The 20,488-nt window shown below is 40.4% G+C and carries 36 protein-coding genes; all 36 read right to left on the bottom strand.

Translation table 11 applies throughout. The features are described 5' to 3' along the window. Positions 1 to 43: 43 nt before the first annotated feature. The gene (locus AC1DOS_RS02280) at positions 44 to 853 is read right to left on the bottom strand and encodes an alpha/beta fold hydrolase (RefSeq protein ID WP_477536242.1); all 810 of its coding nucleotides are present in this window, start codon (positions 851 to 853) and stop codon (positions 44 to 46) included. A 517-nt stretch (positions 854 to 1,370) separates the two neighbouring features. Continuing rightward, positions 1,371 to 1,763: a 30S ribosomal protein S9 gene (rpsI, locus tag AC1DOS_RS02275; RefSeq protein ID WP_108586024.1), complete on the bottom strand. Its 393-nt coding sequence runs from the start codon at positions 1,761 to 1,763 to the stop codon at positions 1,371 to 1,373. A gap of 26 nt (positions 1,764 to 1,789) precedes the next feature. Beyond that, entirely contained in the window at positions 1,790 to 2,227 is a 438-nt protein-coding gene (gene rplM / locus AC1DOS_RS02270) for a 50S ribosomal protein L13 (protein WP_108586023.1), read from the bottom strand. Between the two features lie 167 nt (positions 2,228 to 2,394). Further along, positions 2,395 to 3,144 carry a tRNA pseudouridine(38-40) synthase TruA gene (gene truA / locus AC1DOS_RS02265; RefSeq protein WP_477536232.1) on the bottom strand — a complete coding sequence of 250 codons (750 nt, stop codon included), beginning with the start codon at positions 3,142 to 3,144 and terminating at the stop codon, positions 2,395 to 2,397. A gap of 17 nt (positions 3,145 to 3,161) precedes the next feature. Continuing rightward, positions 3,162 to 3,959, bottom strand: a complete 798-nt coding sequence (locus AC1DOS_RS02260) for an energy-coupling factor transporter transmembrane component T family protein (RefSeq protein WP_477536231.1) — start codon at positions 3,957 to 3,959, stop codon at positions 3,162 to 3,164. Further along, positions 3,956 to 4,828, bottom strand: a complete 873-nt coding sequence (locus AC1DOS_RS02255; protein ID WP_477536230.1) for an energy-coupling factor ABC transporter ATP-binding protein — start codon at positions 4,826 to 4,828, stop codon at positions 3,956 to 3,958. The genes AC1DOS_RS02260 and AC1DOS_RS02255 overlap by 4 nt, the downstream gene beginning before the upstream one ends. Beyond that, a complete protein-coding gene (locus AC1DOS_RS02250; RefSeq protein WP_477536229.1) occupies positions 4,804 to 5,649 on the bottom strand; it encodes an energy-coupling factor ABC transporter ATP-binding protein in 846 nt (281 codons plus the stop codon). The genes AC1DOS_RS02255 and AC1DOS_RS02250 overlap by 25 nt, the downstream gene beginning before the upstream one ends. 370 nt (positions 5,650 to 6,019) lie before the next feature. After that, on the bottom strand, positions 6,020 to 6,400 hold the full coding sequence (gene rplQ, locus AC1DOS_RS02245; RefSeq protein WP_024536523.1) for a 50S ribosomal protein L17: 381 nt from the start codon (positions 6,398 to 6,400) through the stop codon (positions 6,020 to 6,022). A 52-nt stretch (positions 6,401 to 6,452) separates the two neighbouring features. Continuing rightward, complete coding sequence (locus AC1DOS_RS02240; RefSeq protein ID WP_477536228.1) at positions 6,453 to 7,397, bottom strand: DNA-directed RNA polymerase subunit alpha; 945 nt, start codon at positions 7,395 to 7,397, stop codon at positions 6,453 to 6,455. Between the two features lie 143 nt (positions 7,398 to 7,540). Then, on the bottom strand, positions 7,541 to 7,930 hold the full coding sequence (rpsK, locus tag AC1DOS_RS02235; RefSeq protein WP_019415648.1) for a 30S ribosomal protein S11: 390 nt from the start codon (positions 7,928 to 7,930) through the stop codon (positions 7,541 to 7,543). Positions 7,931 to 7,955: 25 nt separating this feature from the next. Next, complete coding sequence (rpsM, locus tag AC1DOS_RS02230; protein WP_108586017.1) at positions 7,956 to 8,321, bottom strand: 30S ribosomal protein S13; 366 nt, start codon at positions 8,319 to 8,321, stop codon at positions 7,956 to 7,958. A 23-nt stretch (positions 8,322 to 8,344) separates the two neighbouring features. After that, the gene (gene rpmJ / locus AC1DOS_RS02225; protein WP_000868344.1) at positions 8,345 to 8,458 is read right to left on the bottom strand and encodes a 50S ribosomal protein L36; all 114 of its coding nucleotides are present in this window, start codon (positions 8,456 to 8,458) and stop codon (positions 8,345 to 8,347) included. A 37-nt stretch (positions 8,459 to 8,495) separates the two neighbouring features. Next, on the bottom strand, positions 8,496 to 8,714 hold the full coding sequence (gene infA, locus AC1DOS_RS02220) for a translation initiation factor IF-1 (RefSeq protein WP_016429904.1): 219 nt from the start codon (positions 8,712 to 8,714) through the stop codon (positions 8,496 to 8,498). Positions 8,715 to 9,131: 417 nt separating this feature from the next. After that, entirely contained in the window at positions 9,132 to 9,785 is a 654-nt protein-coding gene (locus tag AC1DOS_RS02215) for an adenylate kinase (protein WP_477536227.1), read from the bottom strand. Between the two features lie 63 nt (positions 9,786 to 9,848). Continuing rightward, positions 9,849 to 11,141 (bottom strand): preprotein translocase subunit SecY, encoded by a 1,293-nt coding sequence (gene secY, locus AC1DOS_RS02210; RefSeq protein ID WP_108586015.1) that lies wholly within the window; start codon positions 11,139 to 11,141, stop codon positions 9,849 to 9,851. Next, positions 11,141 to 11,581, bottom strand: coding sequence for a 50S ribosomal protein L15 (rplO, locus tag AC1DOS_RS02205; protein WP_024536518.1), 441 nt, complete (start codon positions 11,579 to 11,581; stop codon positions 11,141 to 11,143). Before rplO ends, secY begins: the two co-directional genes overlap by 1 nt. A gap of 32 nt (positions 11,582 to 11,613) precedes the next feature. Next, entirely contained in the window at positions 11,614 to 11,793 is a 180-nt protein-coding gene (gene rpmD, locus AC1DOS_RS02200) for a 50S ribosomal protein L30 (protein WP_108586014.1), read from the bottom strand. A 15-nt stretch (positions 11,794 to 11,808) separates the two neighbouring features. Further along, positions 11,809 to 12,309 (bottom strand): 30S ribosomal protein S5, encoded by a 501-nt coding sequence (rpsE, locus tag AC1DOS_RS02195; protein WP_024536516.1) that lies wholly within the window; start codon positions 12,307 to 12,309, stop codon positions 11,809 to 11,811. Positions 12,310 to 12,330: 21 nt separating this feature from the next. Beyond that, entirely contained in the window at positions 12,331 to 12,687 is a 357-nt protein-coding gene (rplR, locus tag AC1DOS_RS02190; RefSeq protein ID WP_108586013.1) for a 50S ribosomal protein L18, read from the bottom strand. A 32-nt stretch (positions 12,688 to 12,719) separates the two neighbouring features. Then, a complete protein-coding gene (gene rplF / locus AC1DOS_RS02185) occupies positions 12,720 to 13,259 on the bottom strand; it encodes a 50S ribosomal protein L6 (protein ID WP_477536226.1) in 540 nt (179 codons plus the stop codon). Positions 13,260 to 13,288: 29 nt separating this feature from the next. Further along, entirely contained in the window at positions 13,289 to 13,687 is a 399-nt protein-coding gene (gene rpsH, locus AC1DOS_RS02180; RefSeq protein WP_016429896.1) for a 30S ribosomal protein S8, read from the bottom strand. Between the two features lie 29 nt (positions 13,688 to 13,716). After that, a complete protein-coding gene (locus AC1DOS_RS02175) occupies positions 13,717 to 13,902 on the bottom strand; it encodes a type Z 30S ribosomal protein S14 (protein ID WP_016429895.1) in 186 nt (61 codons plus the stop codon). 19 nt (positions 13,903 to 13,921) lie between these two features. Then, on the bottom strand, positions 13,922 to 14,461 hold the full coding sequence (gene rplE, locus AC1DOS_RS02170; RefSeq protein WP_108586011.1) for a 50S ribosomal protein L5: 540 nt from the start codon (positions 14,459 to 14,461) through the stop codon (positions 13,922 to 13,924). 25 nt (positions 14,462 to 14,486) lie between these two features. After that, positions 14,487 to 14,798: a 50S ribosomal protein L24 gene (rplX, locus tag AC1DOS_RS02165; RefSeq protein WP_024536512.1), complete on the bottom strand. Its 312-nt coding sequence runs from the start codon at positions 14,796 to 14,798 to the stop codon at positions 14,487 to 14,489. Between the two features lie 36 nt (positions 14,799 to 14,834). Continuing rightward, positions 14,835 to 15,203, bottom strand: coding sequence for a 50S ribosomal protein L14 (gene rplN, locus AC1DOS_RS02160; protein ID WP_017381510.1), 369 nt, complete (start codon positions 15,201 to 15,203; stop codon positions 14,835 to 14,837). A 46-nt stretch (positions 15,204 to 15,249) separates the two neighbouring features. Continuing rightward, the gene (rpsQ, locus tag AC1DOS_RS02155; protein ID WP_024536510.1) at positions 15,250 to 15,513 is read right to left on the bottom strand and encodes a 30S ribosomal protein S17; all 264 of its coding nucleotides are present in this window, start codon (positions 15,511 to 15,513) and stop codon (positions 15,250 to 15,252) included. An 18-nt stretch (positions 15,514 to 15,531) separates the two neighbouring features. Further along, the gene (gene rpmC, locus AC1DOS_RS02150; protein WP_016429890.1) at positions 15,532 to 15,732 is read right to left on the bottom strand and encodes a 50S ribosomal protein L29; all 201 of its coding nucleotides are present in this window, start codon (positions 15,730 to 15,732) and stop codon (positions 15,532 to 15,534) included. Continuing rightward, complete coding sequence (gene rplP, locus AC1DOS_RS02145) at positions 15,722 to 16,156, bottom strand: 50S ribosomal protein L16 (protein ID WP_108586010.1); 435 nt, start codon at positions 16,154 to 16,156, stop codon at positions 15,722 to 15,724. Before rplP ends, rpmC begins: the two co-directional genes overlap by 11 nt. A gap of 1 nt (position 16,157) precedes the next feature. Continuing rightward, positions 16,158 to 16,814, bottom strand: coding sequence for a 30S ribosomal protein S3 (rpsC, locus tag AC1DOS_RS02140; RefSeq protein ID WP_108586009.1), 657 nt, complete (start codon positions 16,812 to 16,814; stop codon positions 16,158 to 16,160). 3 nt (positions 16,815 to 16,817) lie between these two features. Then, a complete protein-coding gene (gene rplV / locus AC1DOS_RS02135) occupies positions 16,818 to 17,159 on the bottom strand; it encodes a 50S ribosomal protein L22 (RefSeq protein ID WP_024536507.1) in 342 nt (113 codons plus the stop codon). Positions 17,160 to 17,178: 19 nt separating this feature from the next. After that, positions 17,179 to 17,457, bottom strand: a complete 279-nt coding sequence (gene rpsS, locus AC1DOS_RS02130; protein ID WP_016429886.1) for a 30S ribosomal protein S19 — start codon at positions 17,455 to 17,457, stop codon at positions 17,179 to 17,181. A gap of 60 nt (positions 17,458 to 17,517) precedes the next feature. Then, a complete protein-coding gene (rplB, locus tag AC1DOS_RS02125; RefSeq protein WP_024536506.1) occupies positions 17,518 to 18,354 on the bottom strand; it encodes a 50S ribosomal protein L2 in 837 nt (278 codons plus the stop codon). 45 nt (positions 18,355 to 18,399) lie between these two features. Further along, positions 18,400 to 18,684 (bottom strand): 50S ribosomal protein L23, encoded by a 285-nt coding sequence (gene rplW / locus AC1DOS_RS02120; protein WP_017381518.1) that lies wholly within the window; start codon positions 18,682 to 18,684, stop codon positions 18,400 to 18,402. Next, positions 18,684 to 19,307: a 50S ribosomal protein L4 gene (rplD, locus tag AC1DOS_RS02115; protein ID WP_108586008.1), complete on the bottom strand. Its 624-nt coding sequence runs from the start codon at positions 19,305 to 19,307 to the stop codon at positions 18,684 to 18,686. Before rplD ends, rplW begins: the two co-directional genes overlap by 1 nt. A gap of 26 nt (positions 19,308 to 19,333) precedes the next feature. Then, a complete protein-coding gene (gene rplC, locus AC1DOS_RS02110) occupies positions 19,334 to 19,963 on the bottom strand; it encodes a 50S ribosomal protein L3 (RefSeq protein ID WP_024536504.1) in 630 nt (209 codons plus the stop codon). Between the two features lie 52 nt (positions 19,964 to 20,015). Beyond that, positions 20,016 to 20,324 carry a 30S ribosomal protein S10 gene (gene rpsJ, locus AC1DOS_RS02105; RefSeq protein ID WP_004233624.1) on the bottom strand — a complete coding sequence of 103 codons (309 nt, stop codon included), beginning with the start codon at positions 20,322 to 20,324 and terminating at the stop codon, positions 20,016 to 20,018. Between the last annotated feature and the right edge of the window lie 164 nt (positions 20,325 to 20,488).

Here is a 20,488-nt window from a genome sequence, read left to right as displayed (position 1 = left end):
CTTTTCCACTATGAGTAAAGCCTTTAAATAATAGCAGTAACATCTAAGACATGAAGCGAATCAATTCCCTATTAAATTTTTTCATCTCACAATAAAACAAGCCATGGCCACTATAATAAAAAGGAATCAGTTCCGAGTCTTTAATCTCTGCATGCATTAATTCACCAAATACAAATGGACAAACTTTGTCTTGCTTGCCATGAAATATCGCTGTAGGTACATGGATGTCAGCTAAATCTGGTCGTAAATCTTCATCTCTTAGTGAAGCGAGGCATATGGCAGTTGCATGACCTGCAGCTTCTAAACCTAAACTTTGAAACCAGTCTATAAAGCTTTCTGTTAAATATCGCGTAAAAAAGATATCCCCAATATCAGCAAGCATCTGTGGACGATTGGTGTAGGTTCCTTGAATTAATTTATCGACTTCTTCTTTCGTCTTCCCATATGGATAATCTGGACGTTGAGTAAATACAGGAGCTGCCGCACCAAAAAGAGCAAGTTTTATTATTTTATGTCCTGCATGCCGTGCCATGTATCTTATGGCGATGGCTCCTCCCATTGAGTGCCCCGCAAGAACCACATCTTCCAATTCGAGTGCATCAATAACGGCACGAATATCATCTGCCATCCGATCATAGTTATATCCATTCCACGGACGATCCGAATCTCCAAAACCTCGGAAATCTACTCCAATACAACGGTACCCCAGTTGCGGCAGTTGGTTGAACTGATACTCAAACATCTTGTGATTAGCTGGCCACCCATGTAAAAACAAAATGGTCTTCCCATTTCCAGGGTTTATGTCCTCAACAAATACCTGTACATCTTGTTCAACTGTTATGTAGTAGCCGATTTATCTTCCCCCTGAATTTTTTTCTTACTACATCCTATGTCCATTTGATTCTTGCCATTCGACCAACCCTATCCAAGATCATCTATTCAAAAAGCCTCTTTCTAGAAAGCAGAAGAGGCTACTGTGTTATTTTCTAGGGAATCGTTTCGTTTCACATATTCACGTTCTTGAGAAAAATCAACTATTTCCGAGCAACGACTTGATCGCTACATGACTAAGGACAGCCTTATCGATTTTTTTACTTGTATGAATCGCGAGCGGCCCACGATAATTCGTTCTTCATGACTTGGTTTCATATTTTGCCTCTCCAAGGACAAATAGACTTGCCCAAGGCTGAATCATTGATAAAACCTTCATTTCTATGTAAGGTCACTCTGCCTATAGAATGTCCATATTGAAGAAAATAATGAGCATTCGTGCTAGTAAAGCAATAGGTTGAAAAATGTGGTCAAAAATATTAATATACATAAAAAAGACCCCCAACCAAAATGGTTGAGGGTCTTGTAACATAGAAAGATTAACGTTTTGAGAACTGAGGTGCACGACGAGCGCCTTTAAGACCTGGTTTTTTACGTTCTTTCATGCGTGAATCACGAGTTAATAGTCCTGCAGATTTCAATGCTGGACGGAAATCAGGATCTACATTAAGTAGTGCACGAGCAATACCATGACGGATTGCGCCTGCTTGACCTGTGTATCCACCACCATTTACGTTTACATGGATATCATAGCTACCAAGAGTTTCAGTTGCTACTAATGGTTGTTTGATGATTGCGCGTAAAGTTTCAAATGGTACGTAGTTTTCTACGTCACGTTTGTTGATAATGATGTTACCTTCGCCCGGTACTAAACGTACGCGTGCTGTTGAACTTTTACGACGACCTGTGCCGATATATTGAACTTGTGCCAAGGGTGTATCCTCCTCTTTAACTTTAATTATCCGCGAAGCTCATAAGCTTCTGGTAGTTGTGCTGCATGTGGATGTTCTGCTCCAGCGTATACATGAAGTTTTGTGAATGTTTGACGACCTAAAGAGTTTTTAGGAAGCATCCCTTTAATTGCTAATTCAAGCATTCTTGTAGGATAGTTTGTACGCATTTCTAATGCTGTACGTTTTTTCAAACCACCAGAGAATTGTGTATGACGGTAGTAAATTTTGTCCGTTAATTTTTTACCAGTCAAATGAATTTTCTCAGCGTTGATGATGATCACGTGATCACCTGTGTCAACGTGTGGTGTGAATGTTGGTTTGTTTTTACCACGTAAGATTGCAGCTACTTCAGATGCTAAACGACCAAGAGTTTGGCCTTCTGCGTCTACTACTAACCATTTACGCTCTACTTCGTGACCCTTAGCCATGAATGTTGTACGCATGTATTTTGTCCTCCTAATTCGATCTAATATGATTTAAAATTTTTCTATATCATCATCAACAACAAGTTTCGGGGCTTATTGTGGGGTTAATGAAATACCATGTGTCATCATATAACGCCACGGAGAAAAAGTCAAGGATTTATTTCAAAACACCTGGAAGTGTTGCTTCATTCAACATAATACACCGATTCTAAGTATAAACCCTGTGCTGGAGCGGTTTTCCCGGCTCTTTTTCGGTCCATAGCTGTGAGTATATCTGCCATCTCAGACGGTTCACGTTTACCAATGCCTACTTCCCATAAATTCCCCGCAATAATTCTGACCATATTGTATAAAAAACCGTCTCCTTCAATGACCATATGAAGCTCTCCTTGATCATTTTCAAGCAATTCCAAACGTTTTATATGTCGAACTCGATCAACTACTTCTGTTCTTGCTGAACAAAAACTCGTAAAATCATGTGTGCCTAAAAACGCTTGGGCGGCTTCTCTCATGAGTTGGACGTTTGGCTTAACTCCTGGCATATATACAACGTAATGACGCTTAAAAGGGCTCTCAACGTCTCCTAACCCCCACTTATAGCGATATACTTTACCCGTGGTGCCATATCTTGCGTGAAAATCACTCGAAACTTCTTCAACAGAGACCACACGAATATCTCCAGGCAACTGAACATTAAGTGCTCGTTGCCAACGATTAATTGGAAATTGGAGGTTTGTATCAAAATGAATAACTTGTCCAGTTGCGTGAACACCAGCATCAGTACGTCCACTCGCAACGACTTTTACTTTTGTTCCTTTATGCATTTTAGTTAGGACTTTTTCTAATTCAAGTTGAACAGTACGTTCATTCGGTTGTACTTGATAGCCTGCAAAACCAAATCCATCATACATAATTGTTACTTTTAAACGTTTCACTACTGTTCCCTCCAGTTTTACGATCGCAACAACCAAAGAACCACTGTGATAACTCCTAACAACAGAAGAATTGTAGTATCTCTCCAATCCCATTTCAATTGGCGGTAACGGGTTCGACCTTCCCCACCGCGATAGCCACGTACTTCCATCGCCACAGCTAAATCTTCAGCTCGTTTGAATGCACTGACAAACAAAGGGATTAATAAAGGAACAACCGCTTTAATTCGTTCTTTAATGGATCCCGTACTAATATCAGATCCACGTGCCATTTGAGCTTTCATAATCTTATCTGTTTCATCCATTAAAGTAGGAATGAAGCGCAACGATATCGACATCATTAAAGCGAGTTCATGCACAGGTAATTTAAAACGCTTAAACGGATTCAACAATATCTCCAACCCATCAGTAATTGATATAGGAGAAGTTGTTAACGTTAATATAGATGTGATAAAGACCAATACTAAAAAGCGCACAGAAATGAAAATACCTTGTTTCAACCCTTCTTCATACACTTCGATAAATTGCCATTTAAACAATAAATCGCCTTCCCTAGTAAAGAAGATATGCATTAAGAATGTAAAGACCAGCAAAAATAATATGGGCTTTAAACCATTAATCAAGAAATATAAGCGAATCCGTGAAAATAACACCGTGACTAACGTGAATGCCAGTAACAAAGCATATGTAACCGCATTATTGGCTAAAAAGACAACTGCGATAAATAAAAACACAAATGCTAGTTTAGAACGCGGGTCTAATTTATGAATAAAGGAATCCCCTGGAATATAGCGACCAAAAATCATTTTCTCCATCATTTAGACTCACGCTCCCCTTGGGCAACGCGACCTATTTCTATAGCCAACTGTTCCTCTGTTAAGCATAATTTTGGTAATGGATAACCGAGGAGTGCCTCAAATTCACGTTGAAAACGCACAACACGTGGTGCAGCTAAACGATATTCTGCAAGTTGTTCTTCATTACCAAAAATATCGATTGGATTGCCACTTAACACACATTGACCTTCATGCATAATGGCTACTCGGTCTGCGTAACGTGCGGCATCTTCCATAGAATGAGTGACCAAAATTGTAGTCAACCCTTTATCTACATGCAGCTTTCGAAATAGGTCCATGATTTCTAGACGTCCACGTGGGTCTAGACCAGCTGTAGGTTCGTCTAAGACTAGTACGCTTGGCTCCATTGCTAAAACGCCTGCAATGGCCACTCTGCGCATTTGACCGCCTGATAAATCAAACGGTGATTTATGGAGCACTTCCTCAGGTAAACCTAATTGCTCAATTAAGAGGCGCGCACGTCTCTCAGCCTCTTCTTTAGGCACGCCAAAGTTTAATGGCCCAAACATGATATCTTTTAACACAGTCTCATCAAACAATTGATGTTCTGGGAATTGAAATACAATCCCGATTTTCTGACGAACCGGCTTTAAGTTTTTCACTTTCTTACCAGCTTGTATCATCAAATCTCCGATAGCTACAGTACCTTCAGTAGGTTTTAGTAGTGCATTTAAGTGTTGAAGCAAAGTAGATTTCCCAGAACCAGTATGGCCAATGATTGCTTGAAATGAGCCTGACGGAATATGTAAATTCACATCGACTAACGCACGCTTTTCAAAAGGGGAATCTTTTGCATAGGCATACCCTACTTGTTGAAGTTTGATGTCCATATATCCTTCACCAACTCTTGTTCTGACATATGTGTATCTTTTAAGACGACTCCATTATTTATTAAGAGTTTGCTCATCTTTAAAGCAAACGGTAAATCTAAGCCCAGTTCTACTAATTCTTCTCCACGCGAGAAAATTTCTGTTGGTCTGCCTTCTGCATATTTACGGCCATCATTCATTACAATAATCCGATCAGCGAGCAATGCTTCTTCTAAATCATGTGTAATAGATAAGACAGTTAAATGCGTTTCTTCACGTAAACGATGGACAGTCGATAATACTTCTTCTCGTCCCTGAGGATCAAGCATCGAAGTTGCTTCGTCTAATATTAAAATTCTCGGCTTCAATGCAAGTGCACCTGCAATAGCTACACGTTGCTTTTGACCACCTGATAAATGGTGTGGTTCACTATTTAAGAACTTCTCCATTTTCACTTGAGTAAGAGACTCATGTACGCGTACTACCATATCTTCAAACGGAATCCCGTTATTTTCCAAAGCAAAAGCAACATCATCCTGTACGGTTGCCCCGACAAATTGATTGTCCGGATTTTGAAACACCATACCCATTTGTGAACGAATGTCCCATAAATTTTCTTCATTAAGCGCTTCACCAAGAACTCGTACTTCCCCTTTTTGAGGGAATAAAAGACCATTCATGAGTTTCGCCATTGTGGATTTACCAGAACCATTATGACCAACGATTGCAATCCACTCGCCATCGTTCACAGTTAAAGAGATACCGTCTACTGCATTACGACTCTCTGTTTCTTCAGGTGTATATGTATAAGTAACTTCATGTAATGATAAAATCTCGTTCATAAAACATTTACCTCCTCTAACTCAGCTCAACTCAATCTACTCTATTTATATTTTATGATAATAGAAAAATACAGTATACACCACATTGGCGTATACTGATGTCTTTTTATATTTGTCTCCAAATAATGTATATGTTAAATAACTGAAATAAAATAAAAAAGCGCGCACCTCATTCAGAGAAATGCGCTCTTCTATATCTGTATCGTATCCGGTTGCTCAGACCGTCTACGTGAATGAGGTGCGTAGAGCTAGACGAGACGCTACCAAAAGGTCCGCTCATTGTAACGCTCTGCTTTTCATTATGTCGTATAAATCTTTGTTAAAAAAAGAGGGCGGCTACTAACCTAGAACCCTCTTCAAATTTTATTGATTAAACCAATTCAATTATTACTACTGGTGCTCCGTCTCCACGACGAGGTCCCATTTTCATAATACGTGTATATCCGCCTTGACGATCAGCGTAGCGTGGTGCTACATCATCAAACAATTTTTGCAAAGCATAAATTGTTGATTCATTGCCTTCTTCATCAGTAGCAGTTACTAGTTCACGACGAATATATGCTGCCGCTTGACGACGTGCATGCAAATCTCCACGTTTACCTAATGTAATCATTTTTTCACAAACTGAACGCACTTCTTTCGCACGAGCTTCAGTCGTTTGAATACGTTCGTTGATGATCAAATCAGTTGTTAAGTCACGCAACATCGCTTTACGTTGAGAACTTGTACGACCAAGTTTTCTGTAACCCATAGATGTTTACCTCCTTTGTTGAATATTAATCTTGCTTTATCAAAAAAGTCGCTTAGTCTTCTTTGCGTAATCCTAAGCCAAGCTCATCTAACTTCGCTCTAACTTCTTCTAGTGATTTACGTCCTAAGTTACGAACTTTCATCATGTCGTCTTCTGACTTATTAGCTAACTCAAGTACCGTATTGATACCTGCGCGCTTTAAGCAGTTATAAGAACGAACAGAAAGATCAAGCTCTTCGATTGTCATCTCCAACACTTTTTCTTTTTGGTCTTCTTCTTTTTCGACCATGATTTCAGCAGTTTGTGCCTCATCAGTCATACCAACAAAAATGTTTAGATGCTCAGTTAAAATTTTCGCTCCAAGCGAAATCGCCTCTTTTGGACCGATGCTGCCATCTGTCCACACATCAAGAGAAAGCTTATCGAAATTAGTCATTTGACCAACACGAGTATTCTCTACTTGGAAATTGACGCGTGAAACTGGAGTATAAATAGAGTCGATTGGGATCACGCCGATAGGAAGATCCTCACGTTTGTTTTGATCAGCAGGAGTGTAACCGCRGCCGCGTTGTGCATACATACGCATACGCAAATGACCATTTTTACCGATTGTTGCAATATAGAGATCAGGATTTAAAATTTCTACATCACTGTCATGTGTAATGTCAGCAGCTGTAACCTGTCCATCACCTTTAACATCAATCTCAATGACTTTTTCTTCATCAGAGTAGATTTTTAGAGCTAATTTCTTCACATTCATAATAACTGAAGCAACATCTTCAACTACGCCCTCAATAGTAGAGAACTCGTGAAGAACACCATCAATTTGAATAGAAGTTACTGCAGCCCCTGGTAAAGAAGATAAAAGAATACGACGTAGGGAATTACCTAATGTGTTTCCATATCCACGCTCAAGCGGTTCTACAACAAACTTGCCAAATTTGGCACCTTCGCTGATCTCAACCGTTTCAATCTTTGGTTTTTCAATTTCGATCATTCAAATATACCCTCCTTCAAAACATCGAATGTATAGGTTCGTTCCATCAGAAATCGATAGGTACTAGACTTATCGGTGATTGCACAACTCAGTTTGTACAAGAAATGATGTTCTCAATCAATTAATTAATTGAGACGCACCTATTACACGCGACGACGTTTTGGTGGTCGGCATCCGTTATGTGGAACTGGAGTTACATCTTTAATAGCTGTAACGTCAAGACCTGCAGCTTGAAGTGCACGAATTGCAGCTTCACGACCTGCACCAGGACCTTTAACCGTAACTTCTAACGTCTTCAAACCATGTTCAACAGATGACTTAGCAGCTGCTTCGGCAGCCATTTGCGCAGCAAATGGTGTCGATTTACGAGAACCTTTAAAACCAAGTGAACCAGCACTTGACCAAGATACCGCATTTCCTTGCATATCTGTAATTGTTACAATTGTGTTGTTAAATGTAGAGCGGATGTGAGCAATACCGGATTCGATATTCTTTTTCACACGACGCTTACGTGTTTGTTGTTTACGTGCCATGTTAGGAAGAAACCTCCTTTACCGATTATTTTTTCTTGTTAGCAACAGTTTTACGAGGACCTTTACGCGTACGCGCATTGTTCTTCGTATTTTGACCGCGAACAGGTAAACCTCTACGATGACGGATACCACGGAATGAACCGATTTCCATCAATCGTTTAATGTTTAATGATACTTCACGGCGAAGATCTCCTTCAACCTTGAAAGCACCAATTGATTCACGAATTTTGTTTAATTCGTCTTCTGTAAGATCACGAACGCGTGCTTCTTCAGAAACTCCTGCAGCAGCAAGAACTTTTTGTGCAGTTGTTTTACCAATACCGAAAATATATGTTAATGAAATAACAACGCGTTTATCGCGCGGAATGTCAACACCAGCAATACGAGCCATGTGTGTCGTGCACCTCCTTCAAATTAGCCTTGTTTTTGTTTATGTTTAGGATTTTCACAGATTACCATTACTTTACCGCGTCTGCGAATAACTTTACATTTTTCGCAGATCGGTTTCACAGATGGTCTTACTTTCATCTAACCCAACCTCCTTAGTGGTCCGGAGTGCAAAAGATTATTTAAAACGGTATGTGATACGTCCGCGAGTTAAATCGTAAGGAGAAAGTTCAATTGTGACTTTATCTCCAGGTAAGATGCGGATAAAATGCATACGGATTTTGCCCGAAACATGAGCAAGAATCGTGTGTCCATTTTCCAATTCTACCTTAAACATCGCGTTGGGCAAAGTCTCAACAACTGTTCCTTCGACTTCAATTACATCGTCTTTCGCCATCAACCCTGTCTCCCTTCTGTATAAAAAATCAGGTCTCATCAGCAAATCAAACGGCATGTTCCGCAAATTAAATCCCAGATGGACTTTATTCGTTTCAACATATGTTTGTTTTGCATGAGAGATGTTCGAAAGACACTCGTCAGGTTTCGCTTCTGGCAACCTACGGAGTAGAMTGACCGGGGTGAACCTGTCTCCCTCATGTAAACACGAACGCTCGGAATGCCTTGGATGAGTTCCACCATATCCGTTACACAGATGCTTCCACGAAACCCATTATACCTTGTCGGAAGTAGAAATGCACGAAAGGACAAAGGGATCCTCTTAAACGTAACACTTACTATTTCGTTCTTTCGTATAGCGGGCATAATTTGCTTTTGCAGCTCTCGAAAAAAAATTCCGTTTACAGTGCCGCTAGATTCAGCTGCGTTTGCTCTCTAAAAGAGCATTTAAATCAGCAAATACCTTATGAATGTCTTGCTGACCGTTAATATTTGTTAGAACACCTTTGTCGCCATAATAGTCGAGTAAAGGTTGTGTTTGTTTCATATTTACTTCCAGACGGTTAGTGACCGTTTCCGGATTATCATCCGCGCGCTGGTAAAGCTCGCCTCCATCTTTATCACAAACTCCATCTACTTGAGGTGGGTTAAAGATTAGATGATACGCAGTGCCACATTCTTTACAGATGCGACGCCCCGTTAGGCGCTTAATCAATTCTTCTTGCTCAACTTGAATATTTAGTACGTGTTCTACGTTTTTGTCCAAATCAAGCAATAGCGCATCAAGTGCTTCTGCTTGAGGAACTGTACGCGGAAACCCGTCTAATAAAAATCCGTTATCACAATCAGACTTGCTTAATCTTTCACGAACGATCCCGATCGTTACTTCATCAGGTACTAATGCACCATCATCCATAAACGATTTGGCTTTAAGGCCAAGTTCCGTGCCACCTTTTATAGCTGCTCGGAACATGTCGCCTGTAGAAATATGAGGGATTGCGTACTTCTCAACAATTTTATCTGCTTGAGTGCCTTTACCTGCACCCGGCAAACCCATTAAAACGATATTCATACGTTTTGCCCCCTGCATAATTTGCAGGTTAAAAGGAACGAAGACGTTCCTAAAAACCAAACTTTATTTCATGAAACCTTTGTAATGACGTTTCACTAGTTGTGATTCAAGCTGTTTCATCGTTTCCAGTGCAACACCGACAACGATTAGTAAGCTTGTTCCACCGATTTGAGCAGATGCTGGAAGACCAGCAAAATTAATGAACAAAATCGGCATAATTGCAACTAGTGCTAGGAAGATCGCACCCACGAAAGTTAAACGATACAAGACTGTTGTTAAATAATCTTGTGTGTTTTTCCCTGGACGAATTCCCGGAATATAAGCACCTTGTTTTTTCAGATTATCTGCAACGTTTTCAGGATTCACTTGAATGAACGCATAGAAATACGTAAATGCAATGATTAACGCAACGTAGATGAGCATGCCCACCGGTTTTGAATAATCAAATGTGTTCTGAATAAAATCCGTTACATTATTCTGTCCAAAGAAAGTAGAAAGTGTCTGTGGAGTAATGATAAATGCAACCGCAAAGATTACTGGGATTACTCCCGCAGCATTCACTTTTAACGGTAAGTGTGTTTGTTGTCCACCAGTAGCACCGCGGCCAGCAACACGTTTTGCGTACTGAATCGGTATTTTACGCAACGCTTGTTGAACGTAAATAACTCCTACAGTAACAGCAATTATCGCTAAAACAAGAAGTGCCATAATACCAATACGGATGAATAAATCATCACCAGCTCCATCTAATTGTTGTGCATAGATTTGGTTAGCAGCACTTGGCATCGCAGCAACGATACCTGCAAAGATAATAATGGAAATTCCATTACCAACACCTTTAGCAGTGATCTGCTCAGATAACCAAAGTAGGAACGCAGTTCCACCTGTTAACACAATTGCTATAACAACATAAGTCGCGAAGCCATCTTCTTTAATTAAAGAACCACCATACATACGGTTAAATCCGTATGACATCGCCATCGCTTGGATGAACGCCAACACAATTGTGAAGTAACGTGTGAACTGAGCAAGTTTACGTCTTCCGACTTCACCTTGTTTTGCCCACTCCGTAAACTTCGGTACAACATCCATTTGTAACAATTGCACAATAATCGATGCTGTGATGTACGGCATGATTCCCATTGCTAAAATCGAAAAGTTAGCAAGGGCACCGCCACCAAATGTATTTAAGAAACCAATCAAACTAAATTGGTCTGTAGCTTGCAATACTTGTGCGTCAACGTTTGGTACTGGGATAAATGTCCCAACACGGAAAACGATTAACATTAACAAAGTAAAAATGATTTTATTTCTTATATCTCTAACGCGCATAAAGTTGGAGATTGTCTGAAACATTAAACCACCTCTGTTTGTCCGCCCGCAGCTTCAATAGCTTCTTTAGCAGAAGCAGAGAATTTGTGAGCTTTCACAGTAAGCTTTTTGTCAAGAGTTCCGTTGCTAAGAATCTTAATTCCAGCTTTTTCGCTGCTCACATAACCTGTTTCAATAAGCAATGCAGGTGTAACCTCCGTGCCCTCTTCGAAACGGTTAAGTGTATCAAGATTCACAATAGCGTAAACTTTACGATTAATGTTCGTAAAGCCACGTTTTGGTAAACGTCTGAATAATGGGTTTTGACCGCCTTCAAATCCTGGACGAACACCGCCGCCAGAACGAGCGTTTTGACCTTTATGACCTTTACCTGCAGTTTTACCATTACCAGAACCAATCCCGCGACCTTTACGCTTACGGTTTGAACGAGATCCTTCTGCTGGTTTTAACTCATGCAGTTTCATATGGGTGGCACCTCCTTATTCTAAAATACTAATTATAGTTCCTTTACAGAAACTAAATGAGCTACTTTTTCAACCATCCCACGGATGGCTACGTTGTCAGCATGCTCAACAGTTTGATGCATTTTACGTAAACCAAGAGCTTCTACAGTTTTGCGTTGACCAGGTTTTGTCCCGATTACGCTTCTAGTGAGGGTAACTTGTAATTTTGCCATTGTCATTTCCCTCCCTTAACCTAATAACTCTTTAACTGATTTCCCGCGCAATTTAGCAACGTCCTCAGCACGTTTTAGTCCAGTTAAGCCGTTGATTGTAGCACGAACCATGTTAATAGGTGTGTTAGAACCAAGAGATTTAGAAAGAATATCAGTAATACCAGCTAGCTCAAGTACAGCACGAACTGGTCCACCAGCGATAACGCCAGTACCAGGAGCAGCAGGTTTAATTAAAATTTCACCAGCGCCAAAGTTACCGATAATTAAATGTGGAGTAGTACCACGTACCATAGGCACTTCGATCAGGTTTTTCTTCGCATCTTCAATTGCTTTACGGATAGCATCTGGTACTTCTTGTGCTTTACCAGTACCGAATCCTACGTGGCCATTCTTGTCACCAACAACAACCAATGCAGTGAAGCGGAAACGACGTCCACCTTTTACAACTTTAGCTACGCGGTTAATTGTAACTACGCGCTCTTCAAGTTCAAGTTTGTTTGGATCAATGTGACGCATGAAATGTGTCCCTCCTTCTTATTAAAATTCTAGGCCATTTTCGCGAGCAGCTTCAGCTATAGCTTTTACGCGTCCATGATATAAGTAACCGCCACGGTCGAAAACAACAACTTTAATGTTATTTTCAGAAGCACGTTTAGCGATTGTTTCGCCGATTGCTGTAGCAGACTCTAAGTTACCAGTACCATCGAAATCTTTTTCCATAGTAGAAGCACTTACAAGTGTTACACCAGCAGTATCGTCGATTAATTGCGCATATAAGTGTTTATTAGAACGGAATACATTTAAACGAGGACGTTCAGCTGTACCCGTGATTTTAGAACGTACACGTGCATGACGTTTTTTACGAACTTGATTTTTATCTTGTTTCGTAATCACAGAGGTCACTCCTTTCTAATGCTTAGGCAGCATTATTTACCTGTTTTACCTTCTTTACGACGAACAACTTCGCCTTCATAACGAATACCTTTACCTTTATACGGCTCTGGTGGACGTACTTGACGAATGTTTGATGCTAATGCACCAACGCGTTCTTTGTTAATTCCTCTAATGATGATTTTAGTGTTTGTAGGAACTTCTACATTTAAACCATCTTCAGGAGTGAATTCTACTGGATGAGAGAAACCTACGTTCAATACAAGTTTTTCACCTTGTAAAGAAGCACGGTAACCAACACCTACTAGTTCAAGAGTACGTTCGAACCCTTTAGAAACACCTTCAACCATGTTTGCAAGCAAAGCACGAGTTGTACCGTGAATCGTACGGTGATCTTTTGTATCAGAAGGACGTGTTAATGTAACAACGTTTTCTTCTTTTTCGATTTTAATATCTGCATTAAAAGTACGAGTAAGCTCGCCTTTTGGACCTTTTACAGTAACCTCGTTGTTTTCACCGATAGTCACAGTAACGTCAGCAGGAACCTCAATTGGTTTTTTACCTACACGAGACATTTATTGCACCTCCATTCGATTGTTGCTTTTTACCAAACGTAAGCTACGATTTCGCCGCCAACTTGTTTAGCGCGTGCTTCTTTATCAGTTAATAGACCATTAGAAGTTGATACTAAAGCAATTCCAAGTCCATTTAATACTCTTGGTACTTCATTTGTCTTCGCATACACACGAAGACCAGGTTTAGAAATACGTTTCAAACCAGTAATAACGCGTTCGTTGTTTTGACCGTATTTCAAGAAGATACGGATGATACCTTGTTTGCTATCTTCAACGTATTCTACGTCACGAACAAAACCTTCACGTTTAAGGATCTCAGCGATCTCTTTTTTCATGTTTGATGCAGGTACTTCCAATTTTTCGTGGCGAACCATGTTCGCGTTACGAATACGTGTAAGCATATCTGCAATCGGATCTGTCATTGTCATTACATTAACCTCCTTCCCAGTTTAGGGGATTACCAGCTGGCTTTTTTCACGCCAGGAATTTGTCCTTTGTAAGCAAGCTCACGGAAACAAATACGGCAAAGTTTAAATTTACGTAAGACCGAATGCGGACGACCGCAACGTTCACAACGTGTGTAAGCTTGTACATTATGCTTTGGCGTGCGCTTTTGTTTCGCGATCATTGATTTTTTAGCCACGTTTACGCCTCCCTTATGTTTACTTTTGGAACGGCATTCCGAATTGTGATAATAACTCACGAGCTTCTTCATCAGAGTTCGCAGTTGTTACAATTACGATATCCATACCGCGTACTTTAGACACTTTATCGTAGTCGATTTCTGGGAAGATTAATTGTTCTTTAACACCTAATGTGTAGTTACCGCGACCGTCGAATGCTTTTTTAGAAACACCGCGGAAGTCACGAACACGTGGAAGTGAGATTGCAATTAATTTGTCCAAGAAGTCGTACATACGCTCACCGCGTAATGTTACTTTACAGCCGATTGGCATACCTTCACGAAGACGGAAGCCAGCTATAGATTTCTTAGCTTTAGTCACAACAGGTTTTTGTCCTGTGATGATTGTTAATTCTTCAACAGCTGCATCTAGTGCTTTAGTGTTTTGAACAGCGTCACCAACACCCATGTTGATTACGATTTTGTTCACTTGTGGCACTTGCATAACTGATTTGTATTCAAACTTGCTCATTAGAGCAGGAGAAACTTCCTTAAGAAATTTTTCTTTTAGGCGGTTCATGTGTGTACCTCCCTTCTTCTTTTACTTATTTATCGATTGTTTCGCCTGATTTTTTTGCAACACGAACTTTTTTGCCATCTTCCACTTTGTAACTTACGCGAGTCGGCTCGCCTGATTTAGGGTCGATTAACATAACGTTCGATACGTGAACTGATGCCTCTTGGCTTACAATTCCACCTTGTGGATTTGCCTGGTTAGGTTTCATGTGCTTTTTCACAAGATTCAAACCTTCAACTAAAACTCGGTCAGTCTTTGGAAAAGCAGCAATGATTGTACCAGTTTTGCCTTTTTCTTTACCTGAGATCACCATAACTTTATCGCCTTTTTTAACATGCATTCTGTCGCACCTCCTTGTTTAGCACTTTCATGTTGATTAAAGAACTTCCGGAGCTAAAGATACGATTTTCATGAAGCTATTGTCACGTAATTCACGTGCAACAGGTCCGAAAATACGAGTTCCGCGCGGGCCTTTATCGTCACGAATGATAACACATGCGTTTTCATCGAATTTGATATAAGTACCGTCTTTACGGCGTACGCCGCTTTTAGTGCGAACGATAACGGCTTTAACGACGTCACCTTTCTTGACAACGCCACCTGGTGTTGCTTTCTTAACTGTACATACGACTACATCGCCGATGTTAGCAGTTTTACGACCAGAACCACCAAGCACTTTAATTGTTAATACTTCACGTGCACCTGAGTTGTCAGCAACTTTCATACGACTCTCTTGTTGGATCACTTAGGTAACCTCCTCTCGGAATTTGGTCTGTCCCGAACTTTATTATTTAAATAATTACCGCTTTTTCTACAACTTCCATAAGACGGAAACGTTTTGTAGCAGACAACGGACGAGTTTCCATGATACGAACTACGTCGCCTAATTTAGCTTCGTTTAGCTCATCATGCGCTTTGAACTTTTTAGAGTATTTAACACGTTTACCGTAAAGTTTATGCTTTTTATATGTTTCAATCATAACAGTTACAGTTTTGTCCATTTTGTCAGAAACAACACGGCCCGTGTATACTTTGCGTTGATTACGCTCAGTCATGCTCGAAAACCTCCTTTATCAGTTATTTGCACTGATTTCTCTTTCACGAATCACAGTTTTCATACGCGCAATAGCTTTACGTACTTGGCTAATGCGTGCTGTGTTTTCTAATTGACCAGTCGCCAATTGGAAGCGAAGGTTAAAAAGCTCTTCTTTCAGTGATTTCACTTTTTGTTCAATTTCTGCAGTGGTAAGGTCACGGAGTTCATTAGCTTTCATTAGATTCACCACCAATTTCTTCACGTTTAATGATTTTACATTTCACAGGAAGCTTATGTGCTGCAAGTCGAAGTGCTTCGCGTGCTACCTCTTCAGAGACACCCGCAATTTCGAACATTACTTTTCCTGGTTTAACTACTGCTACCCATCCCTCAGGTGAACCTTTACCAGAACCCATTCGAACTTCTAGAGGCTTTTTAGTATAAGGTTTATGTGGGAAAATTTTAATCCAAACTTTACCGCCACGTTTCATGTAACGTGTCATTGCAATACGAGAAGCTTCGATCTGACGGTTAGTAATCCAGCTAGCTTCAACAGCTTGTAAGCCGAATTCACCGAAAGATACTTCTTTACCGCCTTTTGCTTCTCCGCGCATTTTTCCGCGGTGTTCGCGACGATATTTAACGCGTTTAGGCATTAACATATTATTTGCCTCCTTCCACAGAATTCTTCTTAACTGGAAGGACTTCACCACGATAGATCCAAACTTTAACACCAAGCTTACCATAAGTTGTGTCAGCTTCAGCATGTGCATAATCAATGTCAGCACGTAAAGTATGAAGTGGTACAGTTCCTTCACTGTAATGCTCAGCACGAGCAATATCAGCTCCGCCTAAGCGTCCAGATACTTGAGTTTTAATACCTTTAGCGCCAGAACGCATAGTGCGTTGTAACGATTGTTTTTGTGCACGACGGAAAGATACACGATTTTCTAATTGACGAGCAATGTTCTCAGCAACTAATTTCGCATCTAGATCCGGACGTTTAATTTCCACGATGTTAATGTGGACACGCTTGCCAGTAGTAGCATTAAGGTTTTTACGTAGTGCTTCCACTTCCGTACCACCTTTACCAATAACCATTCCTGGTTTAGCAGTGTGAATAGTTACGTTAACACGGTTTGCAGCGCGTTCGATTTCTACTTTAGAAACAGAAGCTTCTTTCAAACGTGTTTCGATGTATTCACGAATTCTTAAATCTTCATGAAGGAAAGTTGCATAGTCTTTTTCTGCATACCATTTTGACTCCCAATCACGAATAATGCCTATACGCAATCCTATTGGATGTACTTTTTGACCCACGAATTATCCCTCCTTCTTCTCAGATACCACGATAGTAATGTGGCTTGTGCGTTTGTTAATCGCACTCGCACGCCCCATAGCACGTGGACGGAAACGTTTTAATGTTGGACCTTCATCAACAAAAACTTCAGAAATAACTAGTTTATTCATATCTAAATCTAAGTTGTGCTCAGCGTTTGCAACCGCAGATTTCAATAGTTTTTCAACTACTGGAGATGCGGCCTTTGGTGTAAGGCGCAAAATCGCAACTGCTTCACCGATTTGCTTGCCTCGGATTAAATCGACGACTAATCGTACTTTACGAGGGGCAATACGCACTGTTCTAAGAATAGCTTTAGCTTGCATTAGGATATCCTCCTCTCAATTAGCGTCTTGTTTTCTTATCGTCATTACCATGGCCTTTATAAGCACGCGTAGGTGCGAATTCGCCTAATTTATGTCCTACCATATCTTCAGTCACATATACAGGAACGTGTTTACGTCCATCATATACTGCGATCGTTAATCCGATAAAAGTCGGGAATATTGTTGAACGGCGAGACCAGGTTTTGATTACTTGTTTTTTCTCGGAATCCTTTTGTGCGTCAACCTTCTTCATTAGATGGTCATCAACGAAAGGTCCTTTTTTCAAGCTACGGCCCATTGTGGTACCTCCCTCAGTGATATCGCTACGGCTCTTTGTGTGAACCGCAGATGAATCACTTTATTTTTTAGCGCTACTACGACGAACGATAAATTTGTCTGACTTGTTTTTCTTTTTACGAGTTTTGTAACCAAGAGTTGGTTTACCCCATGGAGACATTGGAGATTTACGTCCAATTGGAGATTTACCTTCACCACCACCGTGTGGATGGTCGTTCGGGTTCATTACAGATCCACGTACAGTTGGGCGTTTACCTAACCAACGATTACGACCTGCTTTACCAATGTTGATTAATTCGTGTTGTTCATTACCAACTTGACCAATTGTTGCACGGCAAGTTCCTAAGATCATACGAACTTCACCAGATTGAAGACGAATAATTACATACTTGTCTTCTTTACCTAGTACTTGAGCAGAAGTACCAGCAGAACGAACTAATTGTCCACCTTTACCTGGCTTCATTTCAATGTTATGGATTGTAGAACCCATAGGAATGTTTTGTAATGGTAATGCGTTACCCGCTTTAATATCAGCTTCTGGACCCGACATGATCATCATGCCAACTTCTAATCCTTTTGCTGCTAGGATGTAACGTTTTTCACCATCAACATAATTAATTAATGCAATGTTTGCAGAGCGGTTTGGATCGTACTCAATAGTAGCAACGCGTCCTGGAATGCCATCTTTATTTCGTTTGAAATCGATAACACGATATTGACGCTTATGGCCGCCACCTTGATGACGAACAGTTAACTTACCTTGGTTATTACGGCCGCCTTTACGTTTGACAGGTTCAAGCAATGATTTCTCAGGCTTGTTAGTCGTGATTTCAGCGAAATCCGAAGTTGTCATGTTACGTCGACCGTTGGAGGTAGGTTTGTACTTTTTAATCGCCATGTTTATTCCCTCCTTCTTGTTAGTTCAATTTGAATCCTGTATGGATTAAACCTCGAATAATTCGATGTCTTTACTTTCAGCAGTTAATTTAACAATAGCTTTACGGCGCTTGTTAGTATATCCACCAAATTTACCAACGCGTTTGAATTTACCTTTGTAGTTCATGATGTTAACTTTCTCAACATCTACTCCAAAGATTTCTTCGATTGCGTGTTTAACTTGAGTTTTGTTGGCGCGAGTGTCCACTAAGAAAGTGTACTTTTTCTCTTCCATTACTTCAGAAGAACGCTCGGTAATGACCGGACGTTTAATAATATCACGTGCTTCCATTATCCTAGCACCTCCTCGATTTTCTCTACTGCAGCTTTTGTCACAACAATTTTGTCATGTCCAAGCAAGTCAAGAACATTAATGCCTGTTGCTGATACTACTGATACTCCTGGGATGTTACGAGCAGATTTTGCTACGTTTTCATCAAGTTCAGCTGTAACGAACAAAGCTTTTTTCTCGATTGAAAGGTCTTTCAACACTTTCAAGAAATCTTTTGTTTTTGGTGCATCGAACATTAAGCTTTCAAGAACGATGAAGTTCTGTTCCAACACTTTCGCAGAAAGAGCTGAACGAAGAGCTAAACGACGAACTTTTTTCGGTAGTTTGTAGCTGTAGCTACGTGGAACTGGACCGAAAACAACACCACCACCACGCCATTGTGGAGAGCGAATCGAACCTTGACGAGCACGACCTGTTCCTTTTTGTTTCCATGGCTTACGACCACCACCAGCAACTTCAGAACGGTTTTTAACTTTATGATTACCTTGACGAAGTGAAGCGCGTTGAGCGATTACTGCATCAAATAATACATTATTGTTTGGAGCGATTCCGAAAACCGCATCGTTTAATTCGATTTCACCAACAGATGAACCTGTTTGGTTAAGTAAAGATACCTTTGGCATTCCTGTTTCCTCCTTTCTCTATTTAATTAGTTAGCTTTTATAGCAGTTTTTACTACTACTAATGCTTTACGAGAACCAGGAACATTACCTTTAACAAGTAGCAAGTTACGATCAGCATCAACTTTAACGATTTCTAAGTTTTGGATCGTCACCATAGTACCACCCATTTGACCAGGTAATTTCTTTTGTTTGAACACGCGGTTCGGAGCAACTGGCCCCATTGAACCTGGACGACGGTGGTAACGAGATCCGTGGGCCATTGGTCCACGAGATTGGTTGTGGCGTTTAATAACACCTTGGAAACCTTTACCTTTTGTAACGCCTGAAACGTCTACAATATCGCCTTCTGTGAAACTTTCAACCTTGACCTCTTGACCAACTTCGTACTCAGCTATATTCAAGCCGCGGAATTCACGGATGAAGCGCTTAGGAGTAGTGCTTGCTTTTGCTACATGTCCTTTTGCTGGTTTGTTAGAAAGCTTTTCGCGCTTATCTTCAAAACCTAATTGGATTGATTCGTAGCCATCTGTTTCAACTGATTTCTTTTGAAGCACTATGTTTGGAGAAGCTTCAATTACAGTTACAGGGATTAAGTCACCGTTCTCAGCAAATACTTGCGTCATACCGATTTTTCTACCTAAGATTCCTTTGGTCATTTGTCACACCTCCTACAATAATTGTTTGTTTAATTCTATTTGTCGTTTACCATTAAAGTTTGATTTCAATGTCAACGCCAGATGGTAAGTCAAGCTTCATTAACGCATCAACAGTTTGTGGTGTTGGGTTAACGATATCGATCAGACGTTTATGCGTACGCATTTCGAATTGTTCACGAGAATCTTTGTACTTGTGAACCGCACGAAGAATTGTGTACACAGACTTCTCAGTTGGAAGTGGAATCGGACCTGATACACTTGCACCTGAACGTTTCGCAGTTTCCACAATTTTTTCAGCAGACTGATCAAGAATTCGGTGATCATACGCTTTCAAACGGATACGAATTTTTTGTTTTGCCATAATTTTCCCTCCTTTTCGCCTATTTACTAGACATTCTCAACGAAAATTTTCCAACATCCCGCCATGGCAAAGCGGCCGGGTGTGTCGGTAACCTCTCGCATCATCGCAGTCAGATAAAGACCAACTTCAATATTATACATAAATAAAAAGAATAACGCAAGTGG

The organism is Paenisporosarcina sp. P5_A11 (assembly GCF_056400705.1).
This window is presented reverse-complemented; position numbering and strand designations above follow the sequence as displayed.